We start from the raw sequence: 23,954 nt of genomic DNA on the forward strand, positions 1-23,954 counted from the left end.
GACCATCTCCAGGTTCTCGTCGAGGGTGGTGCGCAGGGCGAGCTCGACGTGCCGGCGGGACCGTGCGCCGCGCGCGGTGGGCGGTGGAGCCGGCCGTGCGGCCCGAACCGAGGAGCGCGCGCAGCGGGGCCAGGGTGTCGTTGGTGAGCCGACCCGACCAGGCCAGGTCCCACAGGGCGTCGGCGAGCTGCGGATCGGTGGCGTCCGGATGGGTGGTGGCCCGGATCTGGTCGGCGATCTGCCGGAAGAACAGGCCGTAACCGCCGGAGAGGGCGGCGAGCACCGACTCGTGCAGGGCGGACGTCTCCAGCGGGTGCGGCGGCGGGAGGAGCAGCGGCGCCGCGTCCGCGAGGTAGAGCGAGACCCAGCCGTCCTTGCCGGGCAGCGAGCCCGCGCCCGCCCAGACGACCTCCCCGGTGGTCGTCAGCTCGTCGAGCAGCGCCGGGGAGTAGTCCCGGACCCGGGACGGCAGGATCAGTTTCTCCAGGGCCGAGGCCGGGACGGGCGCGCCCTGGAGCTGTTCGATCGCCCGCGCGAGGCCGTCGATGCCGCGCAGGCTGTTGCTCCCCAGGTGCTGCCACTGCGGCAGGAAGGTGGCGAGGGCCGCCGGGGGCACCGGCTCCAGCTCCTGGCGCAGGGCCGCCAGGGAGCGGCGCCGCAGCCGCCGCAGCACGGTGGCGTCGCACCACTCCTGGCCGATCCCGGAGGGGTGGAACTCGCCCTGGACGACCCTGCCGGAGGCGGCGAGGCGCTGGAGGGCGCCGTCGGTGACGGCCGCGCCGAGACCGAAGCGGGCGGCGGCCTGCGAGGAGGTGAACGGGCCGTGCGTGCGCGCATGGCGCGCCAGCAGGTCGCCGAGCGGGTCCTTGACCGGCTCGGTGAAGGCCTCGGGCACGCCGACCGGCAGGGCCGTGCCCAAGGCGTCCCGGAGGCGGCCCGCGTCCTCGATCGCCGCCCAGTGGTCACGGCCGCCGATCCGCACCCGGATCGCACGCCGGGCCGCCTCGAGCTCGGGCGCCCAGCCCGCCTCGGCGCCGCGCTCGGCCAGCTCCCCGTCCGTCAGGGGCCCGAGGACCCGCAGCAGGTCGGCGACGCCCTCCACGTCCTTGACGCGGCGGTCCTCGGTCAGCCACTGGAGCTCCCGCTCCAGCTCCGCCAGGACCTCGGGGTCGAGCAGCTCCCGCAGCTCCGCCTGGCCGAGGAGCTCCGCGAGCAGCCGGGAGTCCAGCGAGAGCGCGGCCGCCCGCCGCTCGGCGAGCGGGGAGTCGCCCTCGTACAGGAACTGCGCCACGTACCCGAAGAGGAGCGAGCGGGCGAAGGGCGAGGGCTCGGGGGTGGTGACCTCCACGAGCCGCACCCGGCGGGCCTCGATGTCCCCCATCAGCTCCGTCAGGCCGGGGAGGTCGAAGACGTCCTGGAGGCACTCGCGGACGGCCTCCAGGACGATCGGGAACGAGCCGAACTCGCTCGCCACCTGGAGGAGCTGGGCCGCCCGCTGCCGCTGCTGCCAGAGCGGGGTGCGCTTGCCGGGGTTGCGCTTGGGCAGCAGCAGGGCGCGCGCCGCGCACTCGCGGAAGCGGGAGGCGAACAGCGCGGAGCCGCCCACCTGGTCGGTGACGATCTGCCCGATCTCGCCCCGGTCGAAGAGCGTGTCGGCCGCGCCGACGGGCGCCTTGTCCGCGTCGTACGTCGTGTCCAGGTGCCGGTCCGGGTCGACCGGATCCTGGTCCAGGAGGTCCAGGCCCATGTCCAGGCCCATCAGATCGGCGTCCGGCAGACGCAGCACGATGCCGTCGTCCGCGTGCATCACCTGCGCGTCCATGCCGTACCGCTCGGCGAGCCGCGCGCCGAGCGCCAGCGCCCACGGGGCGTGCACCTGCGCACCGAAGGGGGAGTGGATGACGACCCGCCAGTCCCCGAGCTCGTCGCGGAAGCGCTCGACCAGGATCGTCCGGTCGTCCGGCACGTGGCCGCAGGCCTCGCGCTGCTCCCTGAGGTACGCGAGGACGTTCTCCGCGGCCCAGCCGTCCAGGCCCGCGGCGAGCAGCCGCAGGCGCGCGTCCTCGTCCCCGAGGGCGCCGATCTCGCGGAGGAACGCGCCCACCGCCCGCCCCAGTTCGAGCGGGCGGCCCAGCTGGTCGCCCTTCCAGAAGGGCAGCCGGCCCGGCACGCCCGGCGCGGGGGAGACGAGCACCCGGTCCCGGGTGATGTCCTCGATCCGCCAGGAGGTGGTGCCGAGCGTGAAGACGTCGCCCACCCGCGACTCGTACACCATCTCCTCGTCGAGCTCGCCGACCCGGCCCCCGCCCTTCTTGGGGTCCGAACCCGCCAGGAAGACGCCGAACAGGCCGCGGTCCGGGATCGTGCCGCCCGAGGTGACCGCGAGCCGCTGCGCACCGGGCCGCCCCGTGACCGTCCCGGCCACCCGGTCCCAGACCACGCGCGGGCGCAGCTCGGCGAAGGCGTCCGAGGGATAGCGGCCGGCCAGCATGTCGAGGACGCCCGTGAACGCCGACTCGGGCAGCGAGGAGAAGGGCGCCGCCCTGCGCACCACCGCGAGCAGGTCGTCCACCTGCCAGGTGTCGAGCGCGACCATCGCGACCAGCTGCTGCGCGAGGACGTCCAGCGGATTGGCGGGGATCCGCATGGACTCGATCGCACCGGAACGCATCCGCTCGGTGACCACGGCCGCCTGCACCAGGTCGCCCCGGTACTTGGGGAAGACCACGCCCGTCGACACGGCGCCGACCTGGTGCCCGGCCCGGCCCACGCGCTGGAGCCCGGAGGCGACCGAGGGCGGCGACTCGACCTGCACCACCAGATCGACCGCGCCCATGTCGATGCCCAGCTCCAGGCTGGAGGTGGCCACCACGGCGGGCAGCCGGCCCGCCTTCAGGTCCTCCTCCACTTGGGCGCGCTGCTCCTTGGACACCGAACCGTGGTGGGCCCGGGCGAGCAGCGGCGGGGCGCCCTGCGCCGCCCCCGACTGGGCCATCACCTGGGCCGGGGGCGCCCCCTCGGGGAGCGGCTCGCCGGTCGCCCGCTCGTACGCGATCTCGTTGAGCCGGTTGCACAGGCGCTCCGCGAGCCGGCGGGAGTTCGCGAAGACGATCGTGGAGCGGTGGGACTGGACGAGGTCGGCGATCCGCTCCTCGACGTGCGGCCAGATCGACGGCCTGTCCCCGCCCTCCTTGCCCTCCGAGGCGGGGGAGCCCCCCAGCTCGCCCATGTCCTCGACGGGGACGACGACGGAGAGGTCGAACTCCTTGCCCGACGGCGGCTGCACGATCTCCACGGCGCGCCCCGGGGAGAGGTAGCGGGCGACCTCGTCGACCGGGCGGACCGTGGCCGACAGACCGATCCGGCGCGCCGGGCGGGGCAGCAGCTCGTCGAGCCGCTCCAGGGAGAGGGCCAGGTGCGCGCCCCGCTTCGTGCCCGCGACCGCGTGGACCTCGTCCAGGATGACCGTCTCCACGCCCGTCAGCGCCTCGCGCGTGGCGGACGTCAGCATCAGGAACAGGGACTCGGGGGTGGTGATCAGGATGTCCGGCGGCCGTGTCGCGAGCGCCCGGCGCTCGGCCGCCGGGGTGTCCCCGGACCGGATGCCGACCCGGATGTCCGGCTCGGGCAGGCCGAGGCGCACCGACTCCTGGCGGATGCCGGTCAGCGGCGAGCGCAGGTTCCGCTCGACGTCCACGGCGAGGGCCTTCAGCGGCGACACGTACAGCACGCGGCAGCGCTTCCTCGCCTCCGCGGGCGGCGGGGAGGAAGCGAGCCGGTCCAGGGAGGCGAGGAACGCCGCCAGCGTCTTGCCCGAGCCGGTCGGCGCGACGACGAGCACGTCGGAGCCCGCGCCGATGGCCTGCCAGGCGCCCTCCTGCGCCGCCGTGGGCGCGGAGAAGGCCCCGGTGAACCAACCACGGGTCGCGGGGGAGAACGAGTCGAGCGCGGACCTGACCATGCCCCCCATCGTGCACCCCGCCACTGACAACCGCCCGGACCTGGGCGATCCCCGTCGTCGCGGGCCGTCGGAGGGGCGCAGAATGGGGGAATGGCCAGGGGTACGGAGAGGGACGGCGCGAGCGGGGAGCGGGCACGGTACTGGCAGTACGCCGAGCTGCCCGGGGTGGATCTGCTGCACGCCCACTACATCCGCAAGGCCTTCGCCCGGCACACCCACGAGTCCTTCGTCTTCGCCGCCATCACCGAGGGCGTCGAGGCCTTCCACTACCGCGACGAGCTCGTCCACGCCGGTCCCGGACAGATCGCCCTCGTCAACCCGGACACCCCGCACACGGGGCACGCGGCCGTGCCCGAGGGCTGGACCTACCGGACGATCTACCCCGACGCGGAGATCGTCCGCTCGATCGCCGCCGACACCCTCGCCCTGCGGGGCGAGGTCGGCTTCACCTCGCCCGTCGTCGACGACCCGTACGCCGCACAGCTCGTCGTCGGCGTCCACCGGGCCGCAGAGGAGGGCAACGCACTCGCCGCGGACAGCCTCCTGCGCCTGGTCACCGCCCGGCTGCTGCGCAGCCACGGCGGGCTCGTCACCCCGCTCCCGCCCCGCTCCGCGGGCGCCCGGAACGCGGCACGCGCGCGTGAGGTCCTGGAGGCCGGGATGGTCGAGCCGCCGACCCTGGAGCGGCTCGCCTCCGACCTCGGCACCAGCCCGTTCGCCCTGCTCCGGGCCTTCCGCGAGGCGTACGGGATGCCTCCGCACACCTGGCTCACCGACGCGCGCGTGCGCCGGGCCAGGCAGCTCCTCGACGCGGGGACGCCCCCGGCGGAGGCGGCCGCCGCCGTCGGCTTCACCGACCAGTCGCACCTCAGCCGGCACTTCACCCGCAGCGTCGGGGTGCCCCCGGGCGCCTACCAGCGCGCACGGGGCGCAGGTCGGCACGTGAACGCAGGTGGGCGGGCCCCGCAGGGCGGTGCGTGAGCGTCGAGGGGCGGGCCTCGCGGGTCAGCGCGTGAACGTCGAGGGGCGGGCCTCGCGGGTCGGTGTGTGAGCGTTGAGGGGCGGGCCCCGCAGGGCGGTGCAAGAACGTACAAGACCGGGCCGGCACCGGCCCCGTAGCGTCCCTGACGTGGCAGAACAGACAGCACCCCCCGTCATACGCGACGACACCCCGGCCAAGCCCGACGCGGCCGTCGTCCGCGACGCGCTCGGCGTCGGCGTCGCCGTCGGACTCTCCGGCTTCGCCTTCGGCGTCACCTCGGCGGGCTCCGGCCTCAGCGTCCTCCAGACCTGCGTCCTCAGCCTGCTCGTCTTCACCGGCGCCTCGCAGTTCGCCCTGGTCGGAGCGCTCGCCGCGGGCGGCAACCCCTTCACGGCCGCCGCCGGCGCCTTCTTCCTGGGCACCCGCAACGCCTTCTACGGACTGCGGCTCTCCCAGCTCCTCGCCCTGCCGAAGGCCGTCAGGCCCTTCGCGGCGCACTGGGTGATCGACGAGACCACGGCCGTCGCGCTCCCCCAGCCGACCCGCCGGGCCGCCCGGATCGGCTTCACCGTCACCGGCTTCACCCTGTACGTCCTGTGGAACCTGACCACGCTCCTCGGAGCGCTCGGTGCCGAGGCGATCGGCGACACCGCGGCCTGGGGCCTCGACGCGGCAGGCCCCGCCGTCTTCCTGGCCCTGCTCGCCCCCATGCTGAAGTCCGCCACCGAGCGCGCCACCGCCGGGATCGCCGTCCTGCTCGGCCTCGGGCTGCTGCCCGTCCTGCCCGCGGGCGTCCCGGTCCTCGCCGCCGCCCTCGCCGCCCCCGCCGTGCTCTGGGCCAAGGGCCGACGCACCGCCCCCACCGGACGAGAGAAGGACTCCCGATGAACGTCTGGATCGCGATCGCCCTCACCGCCGCCGGGTGCTACCTCGTCAAGCTCGTCGGCCTGCTCGTGCCCGCGGGGGCGCTGGAACGCCCCCTCGTCCAGCGGCTCGCCGCCCTGCTCCCCGTCGCGCTCCTTGCCGCGCTCACCGCCCAGCAGACCTTCAGCGCGGGCGGCGACCTCGTCCTGGACGCCCGGGCCGCCGGACTCGCCGCGGCCGCCGTCGCGCTGGTCCTGCGCGCGCCCTTCCTGGTCGTCGTGGGCGCGGCCGTCGCCGTCACGGCGGGGGTCCGGGCCCTGGGCTGGTGACGGCGCCGACCGCGCCCCTCAGCCCTGAGGCGGGGCGCCCCGCCCGGCCCGGGCCCGGTGTCCCGCCTCAGCCGATCGCGCGGCCGTGCGCCCGGAGGGTGCGCAGCGCCTCGATCGTGGCGATCGGGCGCCACTCCAGGGCCGAGCCGGGCGCCCAGGCGTCCCGGCGGGCCGGCCAGCCGCCGTCCTCCTGCTGGTCGGCTTCGAGCCGGTCGAGCGAGCGGGCCATCTCCGTGTCCGTGAACCAGCGCCCGGCGAGCGAGTCCGGCACGCGCGCGTAGTCGTGCGGGTGGAGGACCTCGCCGGGCGCGTACCCGTCCGTCATCGAGTGGTCCTCGGGCTGGTCGGGGTCCAGGACGGCGAGCCGCTGCTCACGGACGAGCCGTCCGAGCCGGTCGGCGGCCGCCTCCGCGCGCGGGCGGTCGGGAGCGCCGTCCAGGAAGGCGACGGCCGCCTGGATCTCGTACGGATGGGACTTCTCCAGCGACTCCACGGCCGACCAGCAGAACTCGGTGGCCCGGAACAGCCACGCGTGCCACACCTGGTTGCGGTGCAGCACGCCGACCACCGGACCGGTCGAGAGCAGCGCGCTCGGCGGGGAGTCGACGACCGGGAGGAAGGACGCCGAGGGGTAGCCGCGCTGGGAGGGGTGGATCGCGGGGAGCGCCCCGTCGTGCGTGGACACCTCCGTGAGGTAGCGGCAGATCCGCTCCACGCGCAGCCCGCCGCAGCGGCCGATGGTGTCCAGGATCCGCAGCCCGTGCGCGGTGTGCAGGGGCTGGCTCACCGGGCCGCGCAGATCCGGTTCGAGGGCGTGTCCGTAGCCGCCGTCCTCGTTGAGGTACGCCATGAGGGCCGTCTCGACCTGGTCCGGGCCACCGCGCAGGAAGTGGTAGGCGAACCGGCGCTGTTCGAGGACGCGGGCCGTCAGCCAGACGAAGCGCTCGGCGCGGGCCAGGGGAGTCGAGGGCGGGGAGGAGAGCGGATTTTCGGCCATGCTCCGACCGTAGGGCGGAAAAGCGCGGTGACAAGGTCTGCGGAGCGGGCTGCACTCTTGGGAGCGGGATACTGGATTCATGCGGTTGACGATTTTCTGGGAACGGATGGCCGACCACTTCGGTGCGTCCTACGCCGAGTCCTTCGCTCGTGACCATGTGATGGCGGAGCTCGGGGGCCGGACGGTGCGGGAGGCGCTGGACGCCGGCTGGGAGGCGAAGGACGTGTGGCGTGCGGTCTGCGCGGCCGTCGACGTACCGGCCGACAAGCGGTGACCGGAAGGCGAACCGCCGTGTGACGACGGGGGATCTCACGGGGCCCGGGTGGAATGTCCGCGCGGTGCGCGAGACTGGCGGGGTGGCCCCGACTGACGACACCGACAAGACCGAACCGAACGATGTGCCCGAAGTGCCGGACGCGACGGCTTCCCCGGAGCCGGAGCCGGACCTGGACCTGGACCTGGAGCCGGCCCTGGAGCCGGACCTGGACCTGGAGCCGGACCTGGACCTGGAGTCGGCTCCAGCTTCGACCGCGGCCTCCCCGGCGGGAGCCGACGGGAGCGTCGCGGTGGCCGTGCCTGCCGCTCCGGCAGCCGTACCGTCGGAGGCGACGGCCAAGCCGGCCGCCGGCTCCGCGCGGATGCCGCGCTGGCTGCCCCGCGCGCTCGTGCTCGCCCTCGCGCTCTACGCCGTCTTCCTGCTGGGCAACTGGGCCTTCCACCAACTCGTCGGCCTCCTCATCAACGTCCTGCTGGCCTTCTTCCTCGCCCTCGCCATCGAGCCGGCCGTCGGACGCATGGCGGCGCGCGGGATGCGCCGCGGCCTCGCCACCTTCCTCGTCTTCTTCGCCGTCATGGTCTTCGGTCTCGGCTTCGTCGTCCTCCTCGGCTCGATGCTGGCCGGCCAGATCGTGGACATGGTCGAGAACTTCCCGAAGTACCTCGACTCGCTGATCAACTGGATCAACCAGAACTTCCGCACGGAACTCTCGCGCGTCGAGGTCCAGGACAGCGTGCTCAGCTCCGACTGGCTGCAGAAGTACGTGCAGAACAGCGCGTCCGGCGTCCTCGACGTCTCCGCCACCGTCCTCGGCGGACTGTTCCGGCTCCTGACGATCTTCCTCTTCGCGTTCTACTTCGCGGCCGACGGGCCCCGGCTGCGCCGCGCCCTCTGCTCCGTCCTGCCGCCCGCCCGGCAGGCCGAGGTGCTGCGGGCGTGGGAGATCGCCGTCGACAAGACCGGCGGCTATCTCTACTCGCGCGGGCTGATGGCCCTCATCTCGGGCATCGCGCACTTCGTGCTCTTCGAGATCCTGGGCGTGCCGTACGCTCCGGCGCTCGCCGTGTGGGTCGGCCTGGTCTCGCAGTTCATCCCGACCATCGGCACCTATCTCGCCGGCGCCCTGCCGATGCTGATCGCCTTCACGGTCAACCCCTGGTACGCGCTGTGGGTGCTCGGCTTCGTCGTGATCTACCAGCAGTTCGAGAACTACGTGCTGCAGCCGAAGCTCACCTCGAAGACCGTGGACATCCATCCGGCGGTGGCCTTCGGCTCGGTCATCGCGGGGACGGCGCTGCTCGGGGCCGTCGGCGCGCTGATCGCCATTCCGGCCGTCGCCACCCTCCAGGCCTTCCTCGGCGCGTACGTGAAGCGGTACGCCGTCACGGACGACCCGCGCGTCCACGGCCACCGCAGGTACGGCGAGGCGGTCGTGGCCCGGCTGCAGAAGGCCCTGCACCACAAGAAGGAGTCCTGACCGGGCTCACGGGAGTCAGAGGTACGAAGGGCCCGTCACCCGGTGCCGGAACGTGTGCCGGATCCAGGCCTGGAGGGCCACCAGGAACGGGGTGACGAACAGCAGGGCGGGCACCAGCAGGCCGAGCGTGGCGGGGGACGCCGCCCGCTCGGCGAGTGGCAGCGCGGCGCCCGCCCACAGCGGCAGTCCGGCCAGCAGGACGCCGGTGAGCGCGAAGGACTGCCAGGGGCGCCCGGCGCGCCCGACGAGCCGGAGGGCCCGCTCGTACGGCACGCCCGTGAGGCGCAGCGCGGCGAACCCGAGCCCGTGCGCGGCGAACAGCGCGGCCACGGCGAGCGCCGTGAGCACCGCCGTCAGGCCCGTCGCCGGGGCGTACGGGCGGCCGGTCAGCAGGGCCGCGAGCAGCCACCCCCAGGAGAGCGCGACGGTCCAGCTGCCGCACGCCACGGCGGCGTCGCAGCCCGCGCGCCAGCGGGGCCCGGGGCCTCCGGCGCGCGACCAGAGCCCCGTGTCCCGGAGGATCCAGCCGGCGAGGAGGGCCACGAGGACCGGGAACTGGCCGCTCAGGAGGTCCCCTTCGAGGGCGGGGAAGCAGCCGACGAAGACGCCGACGGTGGCGACCAGCCAGACCTCGTCGCCCAGGAAGAAGGGGGCGAAGGAGGCGAGGACGAGGCGCCGCTCACGGTCGTCCCGGCCGAGCCAGGGGGTGAGCATGCCGGTGCCGATGTCCGCCCCGGCGAGGACGGACCAGCCCGCGGTGAAGAAGGCGAGCAGGGCGATGGCCAGGGTCTCCACAAAGGCTCCTCGGTGTCGATGGGGGACGGGTCGTTCAGTAGCGGGGAGCCGGCAGCGAGTCCGCCGGGTCGGGCGGTGTCCCTTCCTCGCCGTCGGCGGGGCCCGGGCGCTCGTCGTGACCGAGGCCGGACTCGACGGGGCCGCGGCGGGCATGCCGGGCCAGGAGCCAGGCGTTGAGGAGGGCGAGTGCCACGAAGACGGTGGTGAAGACGGCGAGGGAGAGGCGCATGGTGCCGGGGGAGAGATCCGAGACGGCGTCCTCCGTCCTGAGGAGCCCGTAGACCACCCACGGCTGCCGCCCCGCCTCCCGGAAGACCCAGCCGCCGATCATCGCGAGGTACGGCAGCGGCACGGCCGCCATCAGGACGAGGTGCCAGAGCCGGAACCGGAAGACGGCCTTCTTGAAGCAGGCCAGGATCACCCCGGCGAAACACAGGTACATCATCAGCGCGAAGCCGATGAGCATCACCAGACCGCCGCCCCGGGTCCACGCCTCCGAGGGCACGTAGTCGCCCGGCCCGAAGCGGCCCGTCATCTCCGCCTGCACGCGCGCGATCTCGGCCGCCTTTCCGCTGAAGACGGCCGACTTCATGGGCTGGAAGGTGGCGAGGGTGCCGAACTGCAGGCCGCCGAAGACGGCCGCGGCCATCAGCGCGGGCGCCGACAGGAAGACCCCGATGCGCAGGCTGCGGCCGAAGAGCTCCCACTCCGGGCTGCGCCGGAAGAGGTGGTACGCGCTCACCCCCGCCATGAAGAAGCCGGCGGTCAGCAGGGCGCCCGCCAGGACGTGCCCGAAGGCGAGCAGCGCGGAGGGGTTGGTGAGGACGGCGACCGGGTCGTCGAGGACCAGCTCGCCGCCCTCGGAGGCGTACCCGACGGGGTGGTTGAGGAAGCCGTTGGAGACGAGGATCCAGTACGCCGAGAGGTAGGCGGTCAGGACGACGATCCAGATCGCGGCGAGGTGGGCCCAGCGGTTGAGCCGGTGCCAGCCGAAGATCCACAGGCCGAGGAAGGTCGACTCGACGAAGAACGCCACGACCGTCTCGACGGCGAGCGAGGCACCCAGGACGTTGCCCGCCTCGTGGGTGAGCCCGCTCCACGCCATGCCGAACTGGAACTCCATCACGAGGCCGGTGACGATCCCGACCGCGTAGTTGATCACGTACAGCCGGCCCCAGAACCGCACCATGCGCGCGTACAGCGGCTTCCGGCCGAACGTCGCCCGGGTCTGGAGCACGGCCACGACGGTCGCGAGCCCCAGGGTGAGGGCCACGAAGAGGAAGTGGCCGCCCGCGGTGAGGGCGAACTGCAGCCGCGCGAGATCGAGTACGTCCTGATTCACCCGGTCAGCGTCGGCGTACGGTCAGGGGCCCCGCGTCACCCCGGGGTGGACACCGGCCGTACCCCGGCGGTTGCGCCGCCCCACGCGCGCGTACTCCACGGGATGTCCCTGGGGCGGGCCGACCCTTAGGGGTGTCAGGCCAGCCAGCCCGGGGTGATCATCCCGGACTCGTACGCCAGGATCACCAGCTGCGCCCGGTCCCGCACGGCCAGCTTGGTCATGATCCGGCTGACGTGGGTCTTGGCGGTGGCGGGGGAGAGGACGAGCCGGCCGGCGATCTCGTCGTTGGAGAGCCCGGCTCCCACCAGGCCCAGCACCTCGCGCTCCCGCTCGGTGAGGGCGTTGAGCCGGGGGCTCGGGTCCGGCTGCCGCCCGGCGAGACCGGCGAACTCGGCGATCAGCCGCCGGGTCACGGCCGGGGAGATCAGTGCGTCCCCGCGCGCCACGACCCGTACCGCGTGCAGCAGTTCCATCGGCTCGGTGTCCTTGACGAGGAAGCCCGAGGCGCCGGCGCGCAGCGCCCCGTACACGTGGTCGTCCGCGTCGAACGTGGTCAGGATGACCACCCGCACTCCTTCGAGCCGGGCGTCGGCGGTGATGCGGCGGGTGGCCTCCAGGCCGTCGAGCACCGGCATGCGGATGTCCATCAGGACGACGTCCGGGCGCAGTTCGCGGGCGAGCCCGATCGCCCGCTCCCCGTCCCCGGCCTCTCCGACGACCTCGATGTCCTCCTCGTCGGAGAGGATCGACCGGAAGCCGGCCCGGACCAGGGTCTGGTCGTCGGCGAGCACGACACGGATCATCGGGGGTCCCTCTCGGACGCGGTGGGGTCGGTGGGCGGGGCCGGGTCGGTGGGCCTGGCGGTTGTCGTGGGTGGGGCCTGGTCGGTGGACCCGGTGGTCGCCGTGGGCGGGGCCGGTGCGGTCAGGGGCAGTCGGGCGTCGACCAGGAAGCCGCCGCCGTCGTCGTTCCGGGCGGTGAGCTCCCCGCCGAACGCCCGGGCCCGCTCGGTCATGCCCCGGATGCCGCTGCCCGGCGGCCGCCCCTCCGGCGCGCCCTCGCCGTCGTCCGCGATCCGCAGCCGTACCGCGTCCGCGTCCCAGTCCAGGGTGACCGTCACGGTCCGCGCGCCCGCGTGGCGGGTGACGTTCGTCAGCGACTCCTGCACGATCCGGTACGCGGCGAGGTCGACCGGCGGCGGCAGCGGTACGGGCGTGCCCGTGGTGTGCGTACGGACGTCGAGTCCGGCGCTCCGGGCGCGCGCGGCGAGGTCGCCGAGGAGCGCCAGACCGGAGGACGGCGTGGTCGGCGTGGCCTCGTCGGCCCGGCGCAGCACCCCGAGGGTCGCCCGCAGTTCGCGCAGGGCGTCCTTGCTGGTCGCCTTCACCGCCTCCAGGGCCTCGGTGGCGGTGGCGAGCCCGGCCTCGGGGGCCGGCTTCTTGCCGAGCCGGTGCAGCGCCGCACCGGACTGGACGTTGATCAGCGAGATGCTGTGGCCGAGCACGTCGTGCACCTCACGGGCGATCCGCAGCCGCTCCTCGGTCGCGGACTGCCGGGCGCGGGCCTCCTGCTCCCGCTCGGCGGCGAGCGCCCGCTGCTCCACCTCGTGGAGATAGGCGCTCCGGGTGCGCTGGGCCCGGCCGACGGCGACGAGGCTGATCAGCCACCCGGCCAGCATCGCGAGCGAGGTGTCGTCGATCTGCCGGTGCCCCGGCTGCTGCCGGATCTCGCCGAACCCGACCGCGAGCAGCGTGACGGCGGCGAGCGCGACGGCCGCGGCGAAGCGCCCCTCGGCGGCGGTCGTGTACAGCGCGAGGGCGAAGGCGATCATGAGCGGGCCGTCCTGGGCGGACAGCGGGTAGTAGACGACGCAGGCGAGCAGCGTGGCCACGGCCACGGCGACCGGCTGCCGCCGCCGGAAGTACAGCGCCCCGCAACCGACCAGGATCAGCGCCCAGCCGAGCGCCGTGCGGAGCGCGGGCTCGCTGGTGTACTGCGCCGAGACGAGCGTCCAGACCGCCACGACGAGCAGCACGACTCCCGCCACGAGGGCGTCGGCGGCCCCGGGCGACAGACGGCCGCCGCCGGGGGCGCGGAGGGGGAGGGGCATGGATCGAAGGATAGGCCGGGGGCGCTTCCCGGAGCTTGCTGGCCGAGTTGCTTAGTAAAAAAAGCGACTATGATGGTGGGGTGGCGTGCGGGCCAGGTGGCGCCCGGGCGGTCGAGAAAAGGCGGGATCCATGTCGGACGGCACGTTTCTGCGGTACGTCGCGCTGGGGGACAGCCAGACGGAAGGGCTCGGCGACGGGGACGACACCGTCGGGCTGCGCGGATGGGCGGACCGGCTCGCGGAGCTGCTCGCCCGTGAGCGGGCCGACGTGCTCTACGCCAACCTGGCCGTACGGGGCCGTCTCGCAGGCCAGGTCCGCGCCGAGCAGCTCGGCCCCGCCCTTGCGCTCCGGCCGGACCTCGCCACGGTCGTCGCCGGCGTCAACGACCTGCTGCGGCCGCGCTTCGACGTGGACGCGACGGCCGGGCACCTGGAGGCGATGTTCGCCGCGCTGACCGCGCAAGGGGCCCACGTCGCCACCCTCACCTTTCCCGACGTCGGCCGGATCACCCCGCTCGCCCGCCCCCTCGGCCCCCGCGTCGAGGCCCTCAACGAGCGGATCCGCGCGGCCTCGCGCCGGCACGGCGTCACCGTCGTCGAGGCCTCCCACCACCCCGTCGTCACCGACCCCCGGCTGTGGAGCCCCGACCGGCTGCACGCCGGACCGATCGGCCACGCGCGCATCGCCGCCGCCGTCGCCCACGCACTCGCGCTGCCCGGCTCCGACGACTCCTGGTCCCGCCCCCTGCCCCCGCAGGCCCTTCCCGCCGGGCTCGGCGCGGTGGCCGCCGAGCTCCGCTGGGCGGGGTCCTTCCTCGGTCCCTGGCTCGGCCGGCGCCTGCGCGGCCGGTCGTCGGGCGACGACCGCCGAGCCAAGCGCCCGGAACTGCTGCCGGTGGTGGCCGGCCCCCGGTAGGTTCACGCCGCCGAGGGGTGCGCGGCGAAGGAGGCGCACGCGGCGGACGCCGCGTACGACCCGGAGACGTTCACGCCGCGCTCGCCGGGGAGCGGTCCTGGTTCGGCGATGACGTCGGCCGTGGAGGACGGGCCGGGCGGGTCGATCGACGACGGCATCGCCCTACGGATCCCGTCCGACGAGAGCCGCGGCCGCGCGCGTCCGTCTCGCCCGACGCGCGGGCGGCCGGCTCGGTGGCGCGGGTCAGGGTGCCGTGGCCCGGGGCGCCTTCAGGGCGCGATGGCGGCGGGGGTCAGAGGCGGGGGCCGGCATGGTGGTTCTCCTCGGCGAGGCCGGTGAAGGGGATGGGGCAGCAGGCGCTTCCGGCGCAGACCGTCAGGTCGTCGCAGCCCGCTTCGACGGCGGAGGCCAGGGCGGTGCGGATGGTGGCCAGGTCGGCGATCTTCGCGTCCACCTCGGCGAGCTTGGCCGCGGCCCGCTCCTGGAGCCCGGCGGCGGGGCGGCCGTGCCGGTGGCGGCCGGCCTCCAGCAGCTCGGCGACCTCCTCCAGGGTGAACCCGAGCCTTTGGGCGGCTTTGATCACCCGCAGGACGGTCACCGCGTCCTCGCCGTAGAGGCGGTGACCGCCGCTGCTGCGTTCCGGCTCGGTCAGCAGGCCGCGACGCTCGTAGTAGCGCAGAGTCTGGATGTTCACCCCGGCGGCCTCGGCGACCTGTCCGCTGCGCAGACCCGCGCTCATCCCCGCACCCCCTCGGCGGTCCGTGCGGCGAGGGCGTCCAGGACGGTCCCGTGCGCCGGGTCCACTTCGATGTCCAGGCCGATCAGGCCTTCGCCGGGCGTGGTGGTGAAGGTGAAGAACGAGCAGCAGCCGCTCTCCCGTGCCACCAGGTCCCGCACCCGTTCCTCGACGCCCGGCCCGCCGGTCAGGGCGAGACGCAGCCGCAGCGGCTCCGGCCTCGACGCCGAGGCCAGCCGCTCGGAGAACAGCGCGTCCCATTCCGCCACCCGTAGGGGCCGCTCCTCGGTGGGCAGCGTGCAGGACTGCGGCACCCATGCCGGATCGCTCATCGCACTTGCTCCCGTCGCCACGTCCCCGGGGGCGGGGACACCTCCGACGGTAAACCTGTACCTGGGTACCGGATGCAAGCCCGGCGGTCCCCTCCCCGCCGGGGTGCGGACCTGAGGGAACGGGCGGATGCTGGGTGTCATCGTCCGCAAGGAGGCAGACATGTCGATGCTCGACAAGCTCAAGGGCATGCTCAAGGGACATGAAGACACCGCTCGGCAGGGGGTCGAGAAGGGCGGTGACGCGTTCGACGCGAGGACCGAGAACAAGTATCAGAGTCAGGTCGACATGGCCCAGCGGAAGATCAACGAGCAGCTGGGCTCCGACAAGCCGCAGGACGACCCCCCGCGGAGCTAGTGCCGCGTCGGGCGGCGTTCGCCCTGTTCGTGTCCGGCGTGTCAGCTCGTGCTGAGTGGCTCTGTTTCCTCGGTGTCGAGCTGGTGGCCGGCCCGGGCATGGCTTTCGGGAAGCAGGAGTCGGCCGCTCGGGCCTTGGCGCGGCCCGCTGGAGATCGGCTCAGGACGAGCATGGTGGTCGGCGCCGGGCCCAGGGCTCCGCCCATGAGGTAGGCGAGCTGGAGCGGTCCGATGCCGGTGGGGCGCTGCGGGGCGGGGGCGGCGGGAGCGGCGGCCATGGACGGGGTGGCGTTGGCGCCGGCCGCGGTGAAGACGGCCAGGCCGATCGCGAGGAGCCGGACGACCGGGCTGGGGGTGAGGACGGCCGCGATGGCGGCGAGCGCCCCGACCGTGAGCAGGAGGACTCGTACCGTGGTCGGCTCGGGCGGGCGGGCGCCCCGGCGAAGGCGAGGGTGAGCGCGGAAGCCGGTGATCATGGCGATCATTTGGCCGACCGCGACCGCGACCGAACCCGTGGCCCAGCCGACCCGGTCGGCGATCAGCTGGGGGATCCCGGACAGCAGCGTGAAGTAGAGCACGGACGGAACGACGGCGATCAGGACCGGGCTGCGGAAGATCACCGAGCTGCGGAAGTTCCGGGAGCGCGGCGCGGCCCGCGGGGACGTATCCGTCCGGGCGGCGTCCGATGTGCAGGGCCAGGAGGGCGGCGGTGACGGCTGCCATGGCCAGGGCGGGCAGCGGGTTCGACGGCGGCAGGGCGAGGCTGCTGACGCCTGTCGCGAACCGGCACGCAGGGACCCTTACGGAGCCCGCGTGGCGCGCTTGACACTAAAATCGAACATCCATTCTCATGGAAGCCCGACCCTTGGGATCACGGGCTTGTCGCCGGGTTTTCCACAGGGCGGAGGGGACGTCGGGGCCCATTGTCAGTGGCAGGGGTTAGCGTCTTTCACATGAAGCGATCGACTCAAGCAAACCGGGTGGAACCCATGGCAGGAACCGACCGCGAGAAGGCGCTCGACGCCGCGCTCGCACAGATTGAACGCCAATTCGGCAAGGGCGCCGTGATGCGCATGGGTGACCGTACCCAGGAGCCGATCGAGGTGATCTCCACCGGATCGACCGCCCTCGACGTCGCCCTCGGCGTCGGCGGCCTGCCGCGCGGCCGTGTCGTGGAGATCTACGGACCGGAGTCCTCCGGTAAGACGACCCTGACCCTGCACGCCGTGGCCAACGCCCAGAAGGCCGGCGGCCAGGTCGCCTTCGTGGACGCCGAGCACGCCCTCGACCCCGAGTACGCCAAGAAGCTCGGCGTCGACATCGACAACCTCATCCTGTCCCAGCCGGACAACGGCGAGCAGGCCCTCGAGATCGTCGACATGCTCGTCCGCTCCGGCGCCCTCGACCTGATCGTCATCGACTCCGTCGCCGCGCTCGTCCCGCGTGCGGAGATCGAGGGCGAGATGGGCGACTCGCACGTGGGTCTCCAGGCCCGCCTGATGAGCCAGGCTCTCCGGAAGATCACCAGCGCGCTCAACCAGTCCAAGACCACCGCGATCTTCATCAACCAGCTCCGCGAGAAGATCGGCGTGATGTTCGGCTCGCCGGAGACCACGACCGGTGGCCGCGCCCTGAAGTTCTACGCCTCGGTGCGCCTCGACATCCGTCGCATCGAGACCCTCAAGGACGGCACGGACGCGGTCGGCAACCGCACCCGCGTCAAGGTCGTCAAGAACAAGGTCGCGCCCCCCTTCAAGCAGGCCGAGTTCGACATCCTCTACGGCCAGGGCATCAGCCGCGAGGGCGGCCTGATCGACATGGGCGTGGAGCACGGCTTCGTGCGCAAGGCCGGCGCCTGGTACACGTACGAGGGCGACCAGCTCGGCCAGGGCAAGGAGAACGCCCGTAACTTCCTGAAGGACAACCCCGACCTCGCCAACGAGATCGAGAAGAAGATCAAGGAGAAGCTGGGCGTCGGCGTCCGGCCCGAGGCTCCCTCGGCCGAGCCGGGCGTGGACGCGGCGGGCGCCGCCGACGCGGCCGGGGCGGACGACGCCGCCAAGAGCGTCCCGGCCCCCGCGAGCAAGACCGCGAAGGCGACCAAGGCCACCGCGGTCAAGAGCTGAACCGATGACCGGCCGCACCGAATGGCCGGGTGACAGCCCCGACTCGTCGAGGGCCGAGAAGGAGCTGTCACCCCAGGATCCGGCTGAGCGGGCGCGCGCGATCTGCCTGCGCCTGCTCACCGGGAACCCCCGCACGCGCAAGCAGCTGGCCGACGCACTGCGCAAGCGGGAGATCCCCGACGAGGTGGCGGAGGAGGTCCTCTCCCGGTTCGAGGACGTCGGCCTCATCGACGACGCCGCCTTCGCGGGGGCCTGGGTGGAGTCCCGTCACCACGGCCGGGGCCTCGCCCGCCGGGCACTCGCCCGGGAGCTGCGCACCAAGGGCGTCGAGCCGTCCCTCATCCAGGAGGCGGTGGACCAGCTCGACTCCGAGCGGGAGGAGGCCACGGCGCGCGAGCTCGTGGAGCGCAAGCTGCGCGCCACCCGCGGCCTCGACCGCGACCGGCGCCTGAGACGGCTCGCGGGGATGCTCGCCCGCAAGGGGTATCCCGAGGGCATGGCCCTCCGCGTCGTCCGCCAGGCGCTGGAGGCCGAGGGCGAGGACACGGACGGCCTGGACGAGTCCTTCTGAGGCGAGACCTTCTGGGGCGAGGTCTTCCGAGGCGAGACCTTCTGGGACGAGACCTTCTGGGGCGAGGTCTTCTGGGAACGAGTCCTTCTGACGCGGGGGGACAGAAGGACTCGTCAGATCGCGCGGGGGAGCCGAACCCCGTCGGGGCCGAAGGCCCCGCCAGGGTGCGCGCGAGCGGTGGGACCCCTCCGGCCGGCCGGACCGGGGGTCAGGCGCGGGTGGTCGGGAGGAGGACCGGGAGACCGGCGGCCTTCCAGGCCTGGAAACCGCCGATGAGGTCCGTCGCCCGGTGCAGGCCCAGGCGGCGGAGGGACTCGGCCGCGAGGGACGAGGCGTAGCCCTCGTTGCAGAGGACCACCACCCGCAGGTCGTGGCTGTCGGCCTCTGCCGCGCGGTGGCTGCCCAGCGGATCGAGCCGCCACTCCAGTTCGTTGCGCTCCACGACCAGCGCGCCCGGGATCAGGCCGTCCCGTTCCCGCAGGGCCGCGTAGCGCGTGTCGACCAGGAGCGCGTCACCCGCCTCGTACGCCTCGTAGGCGGCCCGGGGCTCGATCCGGTCGATGTCCGATCTGACCCGCTCCAGGAGTTCGTCGATGCCCACCCGCTCCTCGCTCACTGCCAGTCCTCCGGGCGCTCGAGCTGCTCCAGACGGAGCACCGCACCCGTCCGGCTGAACCGCCGGATCAGCGGGAGCGGCGGGTAGTAGGCGTGCACCGACACCGCATGGGTGTCCGTGGACTCGTTGAGCACCTCGTGCACATGGTGGCGGCCGAAGGCCCGGCCGGTGCCCTCCGACAGCCGCCGGGAGCGGTCGAGGCCGTCGGCGAGTTCCAGGGTCTTCCAGCCGCTCGCCGGCAGCCGGACCGCGAGCGCGTTCTCGGTCAGCGTGCCGCGGGCGGTCGCGAAGGCGCCCAGCGACTCGGCGTGGTCGTGCCAGCCGGTGCCGGTGCCGGGCGGCCAGCCGATGAGCCAGGCCTCGCTGCCGCCGGGACCGTCGAGCCGCACCCAGGTGCGGCCCTCGGGGTCGAGGGGCAGGGAGTCGACGAGTTCCTGGTCGGCCGCCGTACGCCGGACGAAGTCGAGGAGTTCGGCCGAGGTCGGGGCGGAGGCAGGGGCGGAGAGGCCGGGGGAGAGAGCAGGGGGGAGTGGCACGGATGACCGTCCTGAGGTTCGCGGAAGAGCGCGCGGCGGCACACGGCACACGGACGTGCGTCAGCGGCGGGGCGCGCGCGGGGAAAGGGGCGAGATCAGCAGGACGGGCGACACACGCAGCCCGCATAGCGGAGGAGGTCCATATGGACCCTCCGCCACAGGCGCACATCGGTGTCGGTCACGCTCCGGAGTACACCATGCGCGCCTGCGGGAATCAATGCATGTCCGCCGTGCGGTCGCTCTCCGCGGACACGGCCGCGGCCTCCTCGGCGGGTGCCCCTTCGCCGGCCGGGCCGCCCCGGGTCGCGTCGGCCGCCGCGTACAGCTCCTCGGGGCGGACCCCGGAGAAGGAGGCGACGAGGTGCCCGTCGGGCCGTACGAGCAGGACGGCGTGGGCCGCGGCTCCCGGATAGGCCTCCGTCACCAGGACCTCGGCCTTCACCGGCAGGGCCTGGACGGCCTCTTCGAGCCGGGGCATCACACCCGCGCTCCGCCAGTGGCGCCGGTCCCAGACCCCGGTGCCGGGCGCGACCAGGAGGACCAGGAGGCGGCCCTGGCCGAGCCGGTCCCGGAGCCGTACGGTCGTGCCGTCGGGGGCGGTCACGCGGACGTCCTCGACCGGGGCGCCCGGCGGGGTGCCGACGGGCGTCTGCCCCTCGGTGTACGGGGGCGCGAGGGGGGAGTGGGGGTACGCCGGGGGCGCGCCGAGCGGGCCGCGCCCCACGTGGCCGTCGGCCAGCAGGGCGTCGTGGCCGCGCGCGGCCCCGGGGAGGTACGTGCGCAGGCCCCCGCCGCCGCGCAGCACCGGCAGCGACTGGTCGGCGGCGCGCAGCCGGGTCGCGACGGCCGTCCGCCGCTCGCTCTGGTAGCTGTCGAGCAGCCGGTCCGAGCCGCCGTGGTGCCAGGTGTGGGCGAGTTTCCAGGCGAGGTTGTCCACGTCCCTCAGCCCCTCGTCGAGGCCCTGGGTGCCGACCGCGCCGAGCAGGTGCGCCGCGTCCCCGGCGAGGAGGACCCGGTCCACCCGCCAGCGGCGGGCGAGCCGGTGGTGGAGGGTGTGGACGCCGGTGTCGATGAGCTCGTACGGGGGCGTCACGCCCTCGCACCAGCCGGCCAGGGTCTCGCGGATGCGGGCGACCAGCGCGTCCGGGGTGACCAGGTCGCCGCGGGGCGGCAGCAGCCAGTCGATCCGCCACACCCCGTCGGGCAGCGGGCGCGCGGTGATCTCCTCGGCCGCGCCGCGCCACGGGGGCTGACGGTGCAACAGGGCCTCGCCGGGCCAGGGGAGTTCGGTGCGGAGCGCGGCCACGGCGTGCCGCTCCACCGCGGTGCGGCCGGGGAAACGGATCCCGAGCAGCTTGCGTACGGTCGAACGGGCTCCGTCGCAGCCGACGAGATGGCTGCCGCGCCACCAGGTGCCCGCCGGGCCGCGGGTGTGGGCGACGACCCCGTCCCGGTCCTGCTCGATGGTGTCGAGCCGGGAGTCGGTGACGAGCCGGATCAGCTTCTGCCGGGAGATGGCGTCGCGCAGGCCGCGCGCCAGGGCGTGCTGGGGGATGTGCAGCGGTGCGGCCGGGGAGGCGGGCGCGTCGGGGTCCTCGGACCACTCCTCCGTGCCGCCGAGCCCCAGGTCGAGCGTGATCCGGCGCACCTCCTGGCGGCGGCGCATGCCGCGCCAGCCGACCCAGCGGACGCCCTCGTCACGGAGGGTCGTGCAGCCGAGCCGTTCGACCATCGCGGCCATGTCGGCGCGCAGGACGACGCTCCGTGCCGGGCGGGGTTCCTCCTTGCCGGGGCCCTCGTCGAGGACGACGCTGGGCACGCCCTGCGCGGCGAGCGCGAGGGAGAGCGCGAGGCCGACCGGCCCCGCGCCCACGATGATCACCGGGTCCACGGCGCGGCTCCTGAAGGCCGGACGGTCATGAGGGCAGCACAGCTGAGTGTGGCACGAGCCCGGTGGTTGATCACAGACCGTATGCAACCCACTGAAGATGCCCGCGTCAAGCGACGGGGTGGGCGCGGTGCGGCTGACCTCGGGTCAGTACCGCTCCGGCCCACCCCGGTCGGTCCGCGGAGGCCCCGCAGGCCCCCACAGGCCCGCGGACGCCCTCCGGGGTCAGGCGCCGCTGACGGCGTCCGACTTCACCTCGGTGGCTCCCGCCTGGGCGGGGAGAGTCACGGAGGGGGACTTCCTGCCCTGCCGCAGCCGCCTCTCCAGGCGGCCCGCGAGGGAGGTGAGGAGGGAGTTGAGGGCGATGTAGATCAGGGCGATGACGGTGAAGGTGGCGATCGTGTTGGCACCGTAGTTGGCCGTGATCTGCCGGTTCTGGCTGAGCAGCTCCGCGTAACCGAGCAGGGCGCCGCCGAGCGCGGTGTCCTTGACGATCACGACGAGCTGACTGACCAGGGCCGGGAGCATGACGGTCACCGCCTGCGGCAGCAGGACGTACAGCATGGTCTGGCCCTTGCGCATGCCGAGCGCGACGGCCGCGTCGCCCTGGCCGCGGGGCAGCGAGAGCACGCCGGCCCGGACGACCTCGGCGATCACCGAGGCGTTGTAGAGCACCAGGCCGGTGACGACCGCGTACAGCGGGCGGAAGTCGGAGCTGACGGTCGTGAACTCCCGGTACAGGGCGGCCGCGAACATCATCAGGAGCAGGACCGGGATGGCGCGGAAGAACTCCACGACCACGCCGACGGGAACGCGTACCCAGCGGTGGTCGGAGAGCCGGCCGATGCCGAGGGCGGCGCCGAGCGGCAGCGCGATCAGGATGGAGAGCGCGGCGGCCTTGAGGGTCTCGACCAGGCCCGGCAGCAGGTACGTCGTCCAGACCCGGGAGTCGGTGACGAACGGGCTCCACTTGTCGGCGTCCAGCTGGTGCTTGTCGGCCAGGGCGGAGAGCACCCACCAGGCCGCCAGGGCGAGGACCGCGAGGAAGACGATCGTGTAGACGACGTTGCGCCGCTTGGCGCGGGGGCCGGGGGTGTCGTACAGGACGGAGGTCATCGCTTCACCGCCAGTCGCTTGGCCGCCCAGCCCAGGAACAGGCCGGTGGGGAGGGTGAGGACGATGAAGCCGAAGGCGAAGAGCGCGAAGACGGCGAAGAGCGAGTCCGCCTCGTTCTCGATCATCTCCTTCATCAGCACCGCCGCCTCGGCGGCGCTGATGGCCGCTGCCACGGTGGTGTTCTTGGTGAGGGCGATGAGGACGTTGGCGAGCGGGGTCACCACCGTGCGGAACGCCTGCGGGAGCACCACCAGGGTGAGGACCTGGGTGAAGCTCAGGCCCAGCGCGCGGGCGGCCTCGGCCTGGCCCGGCGGGACGGTGTTGATGCCGGAGCGCAGCGCCTCGCAGACGAAGGTGCCGGTGTACGCGACGAGTCCGAGGATCGCGAGCCGGAAGCCGATGTCCTCGGAGCGGCCCCCGCCGAGGGTGATGCCGAGGGTCTGGTCGAGGCCGAACGAGCAGGCGACGATGACCACCGTCAGCGGAGTGTTCCGGACGATGTTGACGTACGCGGTGCCGAAGGCCCGCATGAGGGGGACCGGGCTGACCCGCATGGCGACCAGGGCGGTGCCCCAGACCAGCGAGCCGAGCGCCGAGTAGAGGGCGAGTTTCGCCGTCACCCAGAAGGCGCCGAGCAGGTCGTACTGCCCGGAATCAAGAAAGTCGAACACGATGCCCCGCGCTCTCCCCTGGTGGTCGGTCGGTGTGGAGGCCGCCGCGTGGGCGGCCGGTGCCGGTGCGACGGCCGCCCGTGCGCGGGGCGGCCGTCGCGGCTTCAGGCGGGCGGGTTACTTCGCGATCGCCGGCGCGGGCTCGTACTTGTAGCCGGAGGGGCCGAAGTGCTGCTCGACGAGCTTCTTCCAGGTGCCGTCGGAGACCATCTTCTCCAGCGCCTTGTTGATCTTGCCGCGCAGCTCGTCGTCGCCCTTCTTCAGGCCGATGCCGTAGTTCTCGTCGCTCATCTTCAGGCCGACGAGCTTGAACTTGCCCTGGTGCTCCTTCTGCGAGGCGTAGCCCGCGAGGATGGAGGCGTCCGTGGTCAGGGCGTCCACCCGCTTGTTCTCCAGGCCGGTGAGGCACTCGGAGTAGCCGCCGAGCTGCTGGAGGTCGGCCTTCGGGGCGAGCTTCTCCTTGACGTTCTGCGCGGAGGTCGAGCCGGTGACCGAGCAGAGCTTCTTGGAGTTGAGGTCCTCGACCTTGGTGATCGTCTTGTCGTCGGCGCGGACGAGGAGGTCCTGGTGGGTCAGGAAGTACGGACCCGCGAAGTCGACCTCCTTCTTGCGCTTGTCGCTGATCGAGTAGCTGGCGACGACGAACTTCACGTCACCGTTCTTGATCAGGTTCTCGCGCTCGGCGCTCGGCGCCTGCTTCCAGTTGATCTTGTCCTCGGCGTAACCGAGCTCCTTGGCCACGTACTTGGCGACGTCGACGTCGAAACCGGCGTACGTGCCGTCCGGGGTCTTCAGGCCGAGACCCGGCTGGTCGAACTTGATGCCGATGTTGATCTTGTCGCCGTTGCTGCCGGAGTCGGAGCCGCTGCCGCAGGCGGTGGCGGTCAGGGCGAGGACGACGGCGGCCGCGGCGGCGGCGGAGACGCTGCGAAGCTTCATGGTGGAAAGTCCCTTGAGT

General features: G+C 73.5%; 25 protein-coding genes. 9 read left to right on the top strand and 16 right to left on the bottom strand.

Annotated features, from left to right (window positions below; genetic code table 11):
• On the bottom strand, nucleotides 1-3,961 hold a 3,961-nt coding region (locus tag ABZ318_RS25740), incomplete at its 3' end, for a DEAD/DEAH box helicase (RefSeq protein WP_356904839.1).
• 90 nt (nucleotides 3,962-4,051) lie between these two features.
• Here ABZ318_RS25740 and ABZ318_RS25745 point away from each other — a divergent pair.
• From ABZ318_RS25745 to ABZ318_RS25755, 3 genes are all read left to right on the top strand, one after another.
• Nucleotides 4,052-4,942: an AraC family transcriptional regulator gene (locus tag ABZ318_RS25745; protein WP_356904840.1), complete on the top strand. Its 891-nt coding sequence runs from the start codon at nucleotides 4,052-4,054 to the stop codon at nucleotides 4,940-4,942.
• A 148-nt stretch (nucleotides 4,943-5,090) separates the two neighbouring features.
• Complete coding sequence (locus tag ABZ318_RS25750) at nucleotides 5,091-5,831, top strand: AzlC family ABC transporter permease (protein ID WP_356904841.1); 741 nt, start codon at nucleotides 5,091-5,093, stop codon at nucleotides 5,829-5,831.
• Nucleotides 5,828-6,136, top strand: coding sequence for an AzlD domain-containing protein (locus ABZ318_RS25755; protein ID WP_030692368.1), 309 nt, complete (start codon nucleotides 5,828-5,830; stop codon nucleotides 6,134-6,136). Before ABZ318_RS25750 ends, ABZ318_RS25755 begins: the two co-directional genes overlap by 4 nt.
• Before the next feature lie 67 nt (nucleotides 6,137-6,203).
• On the opposite strand, the gene ABZ318_RS25760 is transcribed toward ABZ318_RS25755, so the two are convergent.
• A complete protein-coding gene (locus ABZ318_RS25760) occupies nucleotides 6,204-7,133 on the bottom strand; it encodes a hypothetical protein (protein ID WP_356904842.1) in 930 nt (309 codons plus the stop codon).
• Between the two features lie 79 nt (nucleotides 7,134-7,212).
• Between ABZ318_RS25760 and ABZ318_RS25765 the strand changes: the two genes are divergently transcribed.
• Nucleotides 7,213-7,407 (top strand): DUF3046 domain-containing protein, encoded by a 195-nt coding sequence (locus tag ABZ318_RS25765; protein ID WP_041662943.1) that lies wholly within the window; start codon nucleotides 7,213-7,215, stop codon nucleotides 7,405-7,407.
• A gap of 298 nt (nucleotides 7,408-7,705) precedes the next feature.
• A complete protein-coding gene (locus ABZ318_RS25770) occupies nucleotides 7,706-8,887 on the top strand; it encodes an AI-2E family transporter (protein ID WP_356904865.1) in 1,182 nt (393 codons plus the stop codon).
• Nucleotides 8,888-8,902: 15 nt separating this feature from the next.
• Here the strand turns inward: ABZ318_RS25770 and ABZ318_RS25775 are convergent, their stop codons facing one another.
• From ABZ318_RS25775 to ABZ318_RS25790, 4 genes are all read right to left on the bottom strand, one after another.
• Nucleotides 8,903-9,682, bottom strand: a complete 780-nt coding sequence (locus tag ABZ318_RS25775) for a cytochrome d ubiquinol oxidase subunit II (RefSeq protein ID WP_356904843.1) — start codon at nucleotides 9,680-9,682, stop codon at nucleotides 8,903-8,905.
• A 34-nt stretch (nucleotides 9,683-9,716) separates the two neighbouring features.
• On the bottom strand, nucleotides 9,717-11,024 hold the full coding sequence (locus ABZ318_RS25780; RefSeq protein WP_356904844.1) for a cytochrome ubiquinol oxidase subunit I: 1,308 nt from the start codon (nucleotides 11,022-11,024) through the stop codon (nucleotides 9,717-9,719).
• Between the two features lie 134 nt (nucleotides 11,025-11,158).
• Complete coding sequence (locus ABZ318_RS25785) at nucleotides 11,159-11,827, bottom strand: response regulator transcription factor (protein WP_030692362.1); 669 nt, start codon at nucleotides 11,825-11,827, stop codon at nucleotides 11,159-11,161.
• Complete coding sequence (locus tag ABZ318_RS25790; protein ID WP_356904845.1) at nucleotides 11,824-13,134, bottom strand: sensor histidine kinase; 1,311 nt, start codon at nucleotides 13,132-13,134, stop codon at nucleotides 11,824-11,826. Before ABZ318_RS25790 ends, ABZ318_RS25785 begins: the two co-directional genes overlap by 4 nt.
• A gap of 130 nt (nucleotides 13,135-13,264) precedes the next feature.
• Between ABZ318_RS25790 and ABZ318_RS25795 the strand changes: the two genes are divergently transcribed.
• Nucleotides 13,265-14,050 (top strand): SGNH/GDSL hydrolase family protein, encoded by a 786-nt coding sequence (locus ABZ318_RS25795; RefSeq protein ID WP_356904846.1) that lies wholly within the window; start codon nucleotides 13,265-13,267, stop codon nucleotides 14,048-14,050.
• A gap of 2 nt (nucleotides 14,051-14,052) precedes the next feature.
• On the opposite strand, the gene ABZ318_RS25800 is transcribed toward ABZ318_RS25795, so the two are convergent.
• The 3 genes from ABZ318_RS25800 to ABZ318_RS25810 form a co-directional block, all read right to left on the bottom strand.
• Nucleotides 14,053-14,208 carry a hypothetical protein gene (locus tag ABZ318_RS25800; RefSeq protein ID WP_356904847.1) on the bottom strand — a complete coding sequence of 52 codons (156 nt, stop codon included), beginning with the start codon at nucleotides 14,206-14,208 and terminating at the stop codon, nucleotides 14,053-14,055.
• Nucleotides 14,209-14,342: 134 nt separating this feature from the next.
• The gene (locus tag ABZ318_RS25805; protein ID WP_356904848.1) at nucleotides 14,343-14,789 is read right to left on the bottom strand and encodes a MerR family transcriptional regulator; all 447 of its coding nucleotides are present in this window, start codon (nucleotides 14,787-14,789) and stop codon (nucleotides 14,343-14,345) included.
• Nucleotides 14,786-15,118, bottom strand: coding sequence for a hypothetical protein (locus tag ABZ318_RS25810; RefSeq protein WP_356904849.1), 333 nt, complete (start codon nucleotides 15,116-15,118; stop codon nucleotides 14,786-14,788). Before ABZ318_RS25810 ends, ABZ318_RS25805 begins: the two co-directional genes overlap by 4 nt.
• 160 nt (nucleotides 15,119-15,278) lie before the next feature.
• Here ABZ318_RS25810 and ABZ318_RS25815 point away from each other — a divergent pair, with 160 nt between their 5' ends.
• The 3 genes from ABZ318_RS25815 (at nucleotide 15,279) to recX (ending at nucleotide 18,169) form a co-directional block, all read left to right on the top strand.
• Nucleotides 15,279-15,473 (top strand): antitoxin, encoded by a 195-nt coding sequence (locus tag ABZ318_RS25815; RefSeq protein ID WP_356904866.1) that lies wholly within the window; start codon nucleotides 15,279-15,281, stop codon nucleotides 15,471-15,473.
• A 988-nt stretch (nucleotides 15,474-16,461) separates the two neighbouring features.
• Entirely contained in the window at nucleotides 16,462-17,598 is a 1,137-nt protein-coding gene (recA, locus tag ABZ318_RS25820) for a recombinase RecA (protein WP_356904850.1), read from the top strand.
• A 4-nt stretch (nucleotides 17,599-17,602) separates the two neighbouring features.
• Nucleotides 17,603-18,169 carry a recombination regulator RecX gene (gene recX / locus ABZ318_RS25825; RefSeq protein ID WP_356904851.1) on the top strand — a complete coding sequence of 189 codons (567 nt, stop codon included), beginning with the start codon at nucleotides 17,603-17,605 and terminating at the stop codon, nucleotides 18,167-18,169.
• Between the two features lie 208 nt (nucleotides 18,170-18,377).
• Here recX and ABZ318_RS25830 read toward each other — a convergent pair whose 3' ends face one another.
• From ABZ318_RS25830 to ABZ318_RS25860, 7 genes are all read right to left on the bottom strand, one after another.
• Nucleotides 18,378-18,785 carry a rhodanese-like domain-containing protein gene (locus ABZ318_RS25830; RefSeq protein WP_356904852.1) on the bottom strand — a complete coding sequence of 136 codons (408 nt, stop codon included), beginning with the start codon at nucleotides 18,783-18,785 and terminating at the stop codon, nucleotides 18,378-18,380.
• The gene (locus ABZ318_RS25835) at nucleotides 18,782-19,321 is read right to left on the bottom strand and encodes a cysteine dioxygenase (protein WP_356904853.1); all 540 of its coding nucleotides are present in this window, start codon (nucleotides 19,319-19,321) and stop codon (nucleotides 18,782-18,784) included. The genes ABZ318_RS25830 and ABZ318_RS25835 overlap by 4 nt, the downstream gene beginning before the upstream one ends.
• A gap of 95 nt (nucleotides 19,322-19,416) precedes the next feature.
• Nucleotides 19,417-19,464: a hypothetical protein gene (locus ABZ318_RS25840; protein ID WP_311314449.1), complete on the bottom strand. Its 48-nt coding sequence runs from the start codon at nucleotides 19,462-19,464 to the stop codon at nucleotides 19,417-19,419.
• A gap of 71 nt (nucleotides 19,465-19,535) precedes the next feature.
• On the bottom strand, nucleotides 19,536-21,212 hold the full coding sequence (locus ABZ318_RS25845) for an FAD-dependent monooxygenase (RefSeq protein WP_356904854.1): 1,677 nt from the start codon (nucleotides 21,210-21,212) through the stop codon (nucleotides 19,536-19,538).
• Between the two features lie 222 nt (nucleotides 21,213-21,434).
• A complete protein-coding gene (locus ABZ318_RS25850) occupies nucleotides 21,435-22,325 on the bottom strand; it encodes an amino acid ABC transporter permease (protein WP_356904855.1) in 891 nt (296 codons plus the stop codon).
• Entirely contained in the window at nucleotides 22,322-22,996 is a 675-nt protein-coding gene (locus tag ABZ318_RS25855; RefSeq protein ID WP_356904856.1) for an amino acid ABC transporter permease, read from the bottom strand. Before ABZ318_RS25855 ends, ABZ318_RS25850 begins: the two co-directional genes overlap by 4 nt.
• Before the next feature lie 117 nt (nucleotides 22,997-23,113).
• Nucleotides 23,114-23,935, bottom strand: a complete 822-nt coding sequence (locus ABZ318_RS25860; RefSeq protein ID WP_356904857.1) for a glutamate ABC transporter substrate-binding protein — start codon at nucleotides 23,933-23,935, stop codon at nucleotides 23,114-23,116.
• Between the last annotated feature and the right edge of the window lie 19 nt (nucleotides 23,936-23,954).

The organism is Streptomyces sp. NPDC006197 (genome assembly GCF_040613865.1).
Classification (GTDB): domain Bacteria; phylum Actinomycetota; class Actinomycetes; order Streptomycetales; family Streptomycetaceae; genus Streptomyces.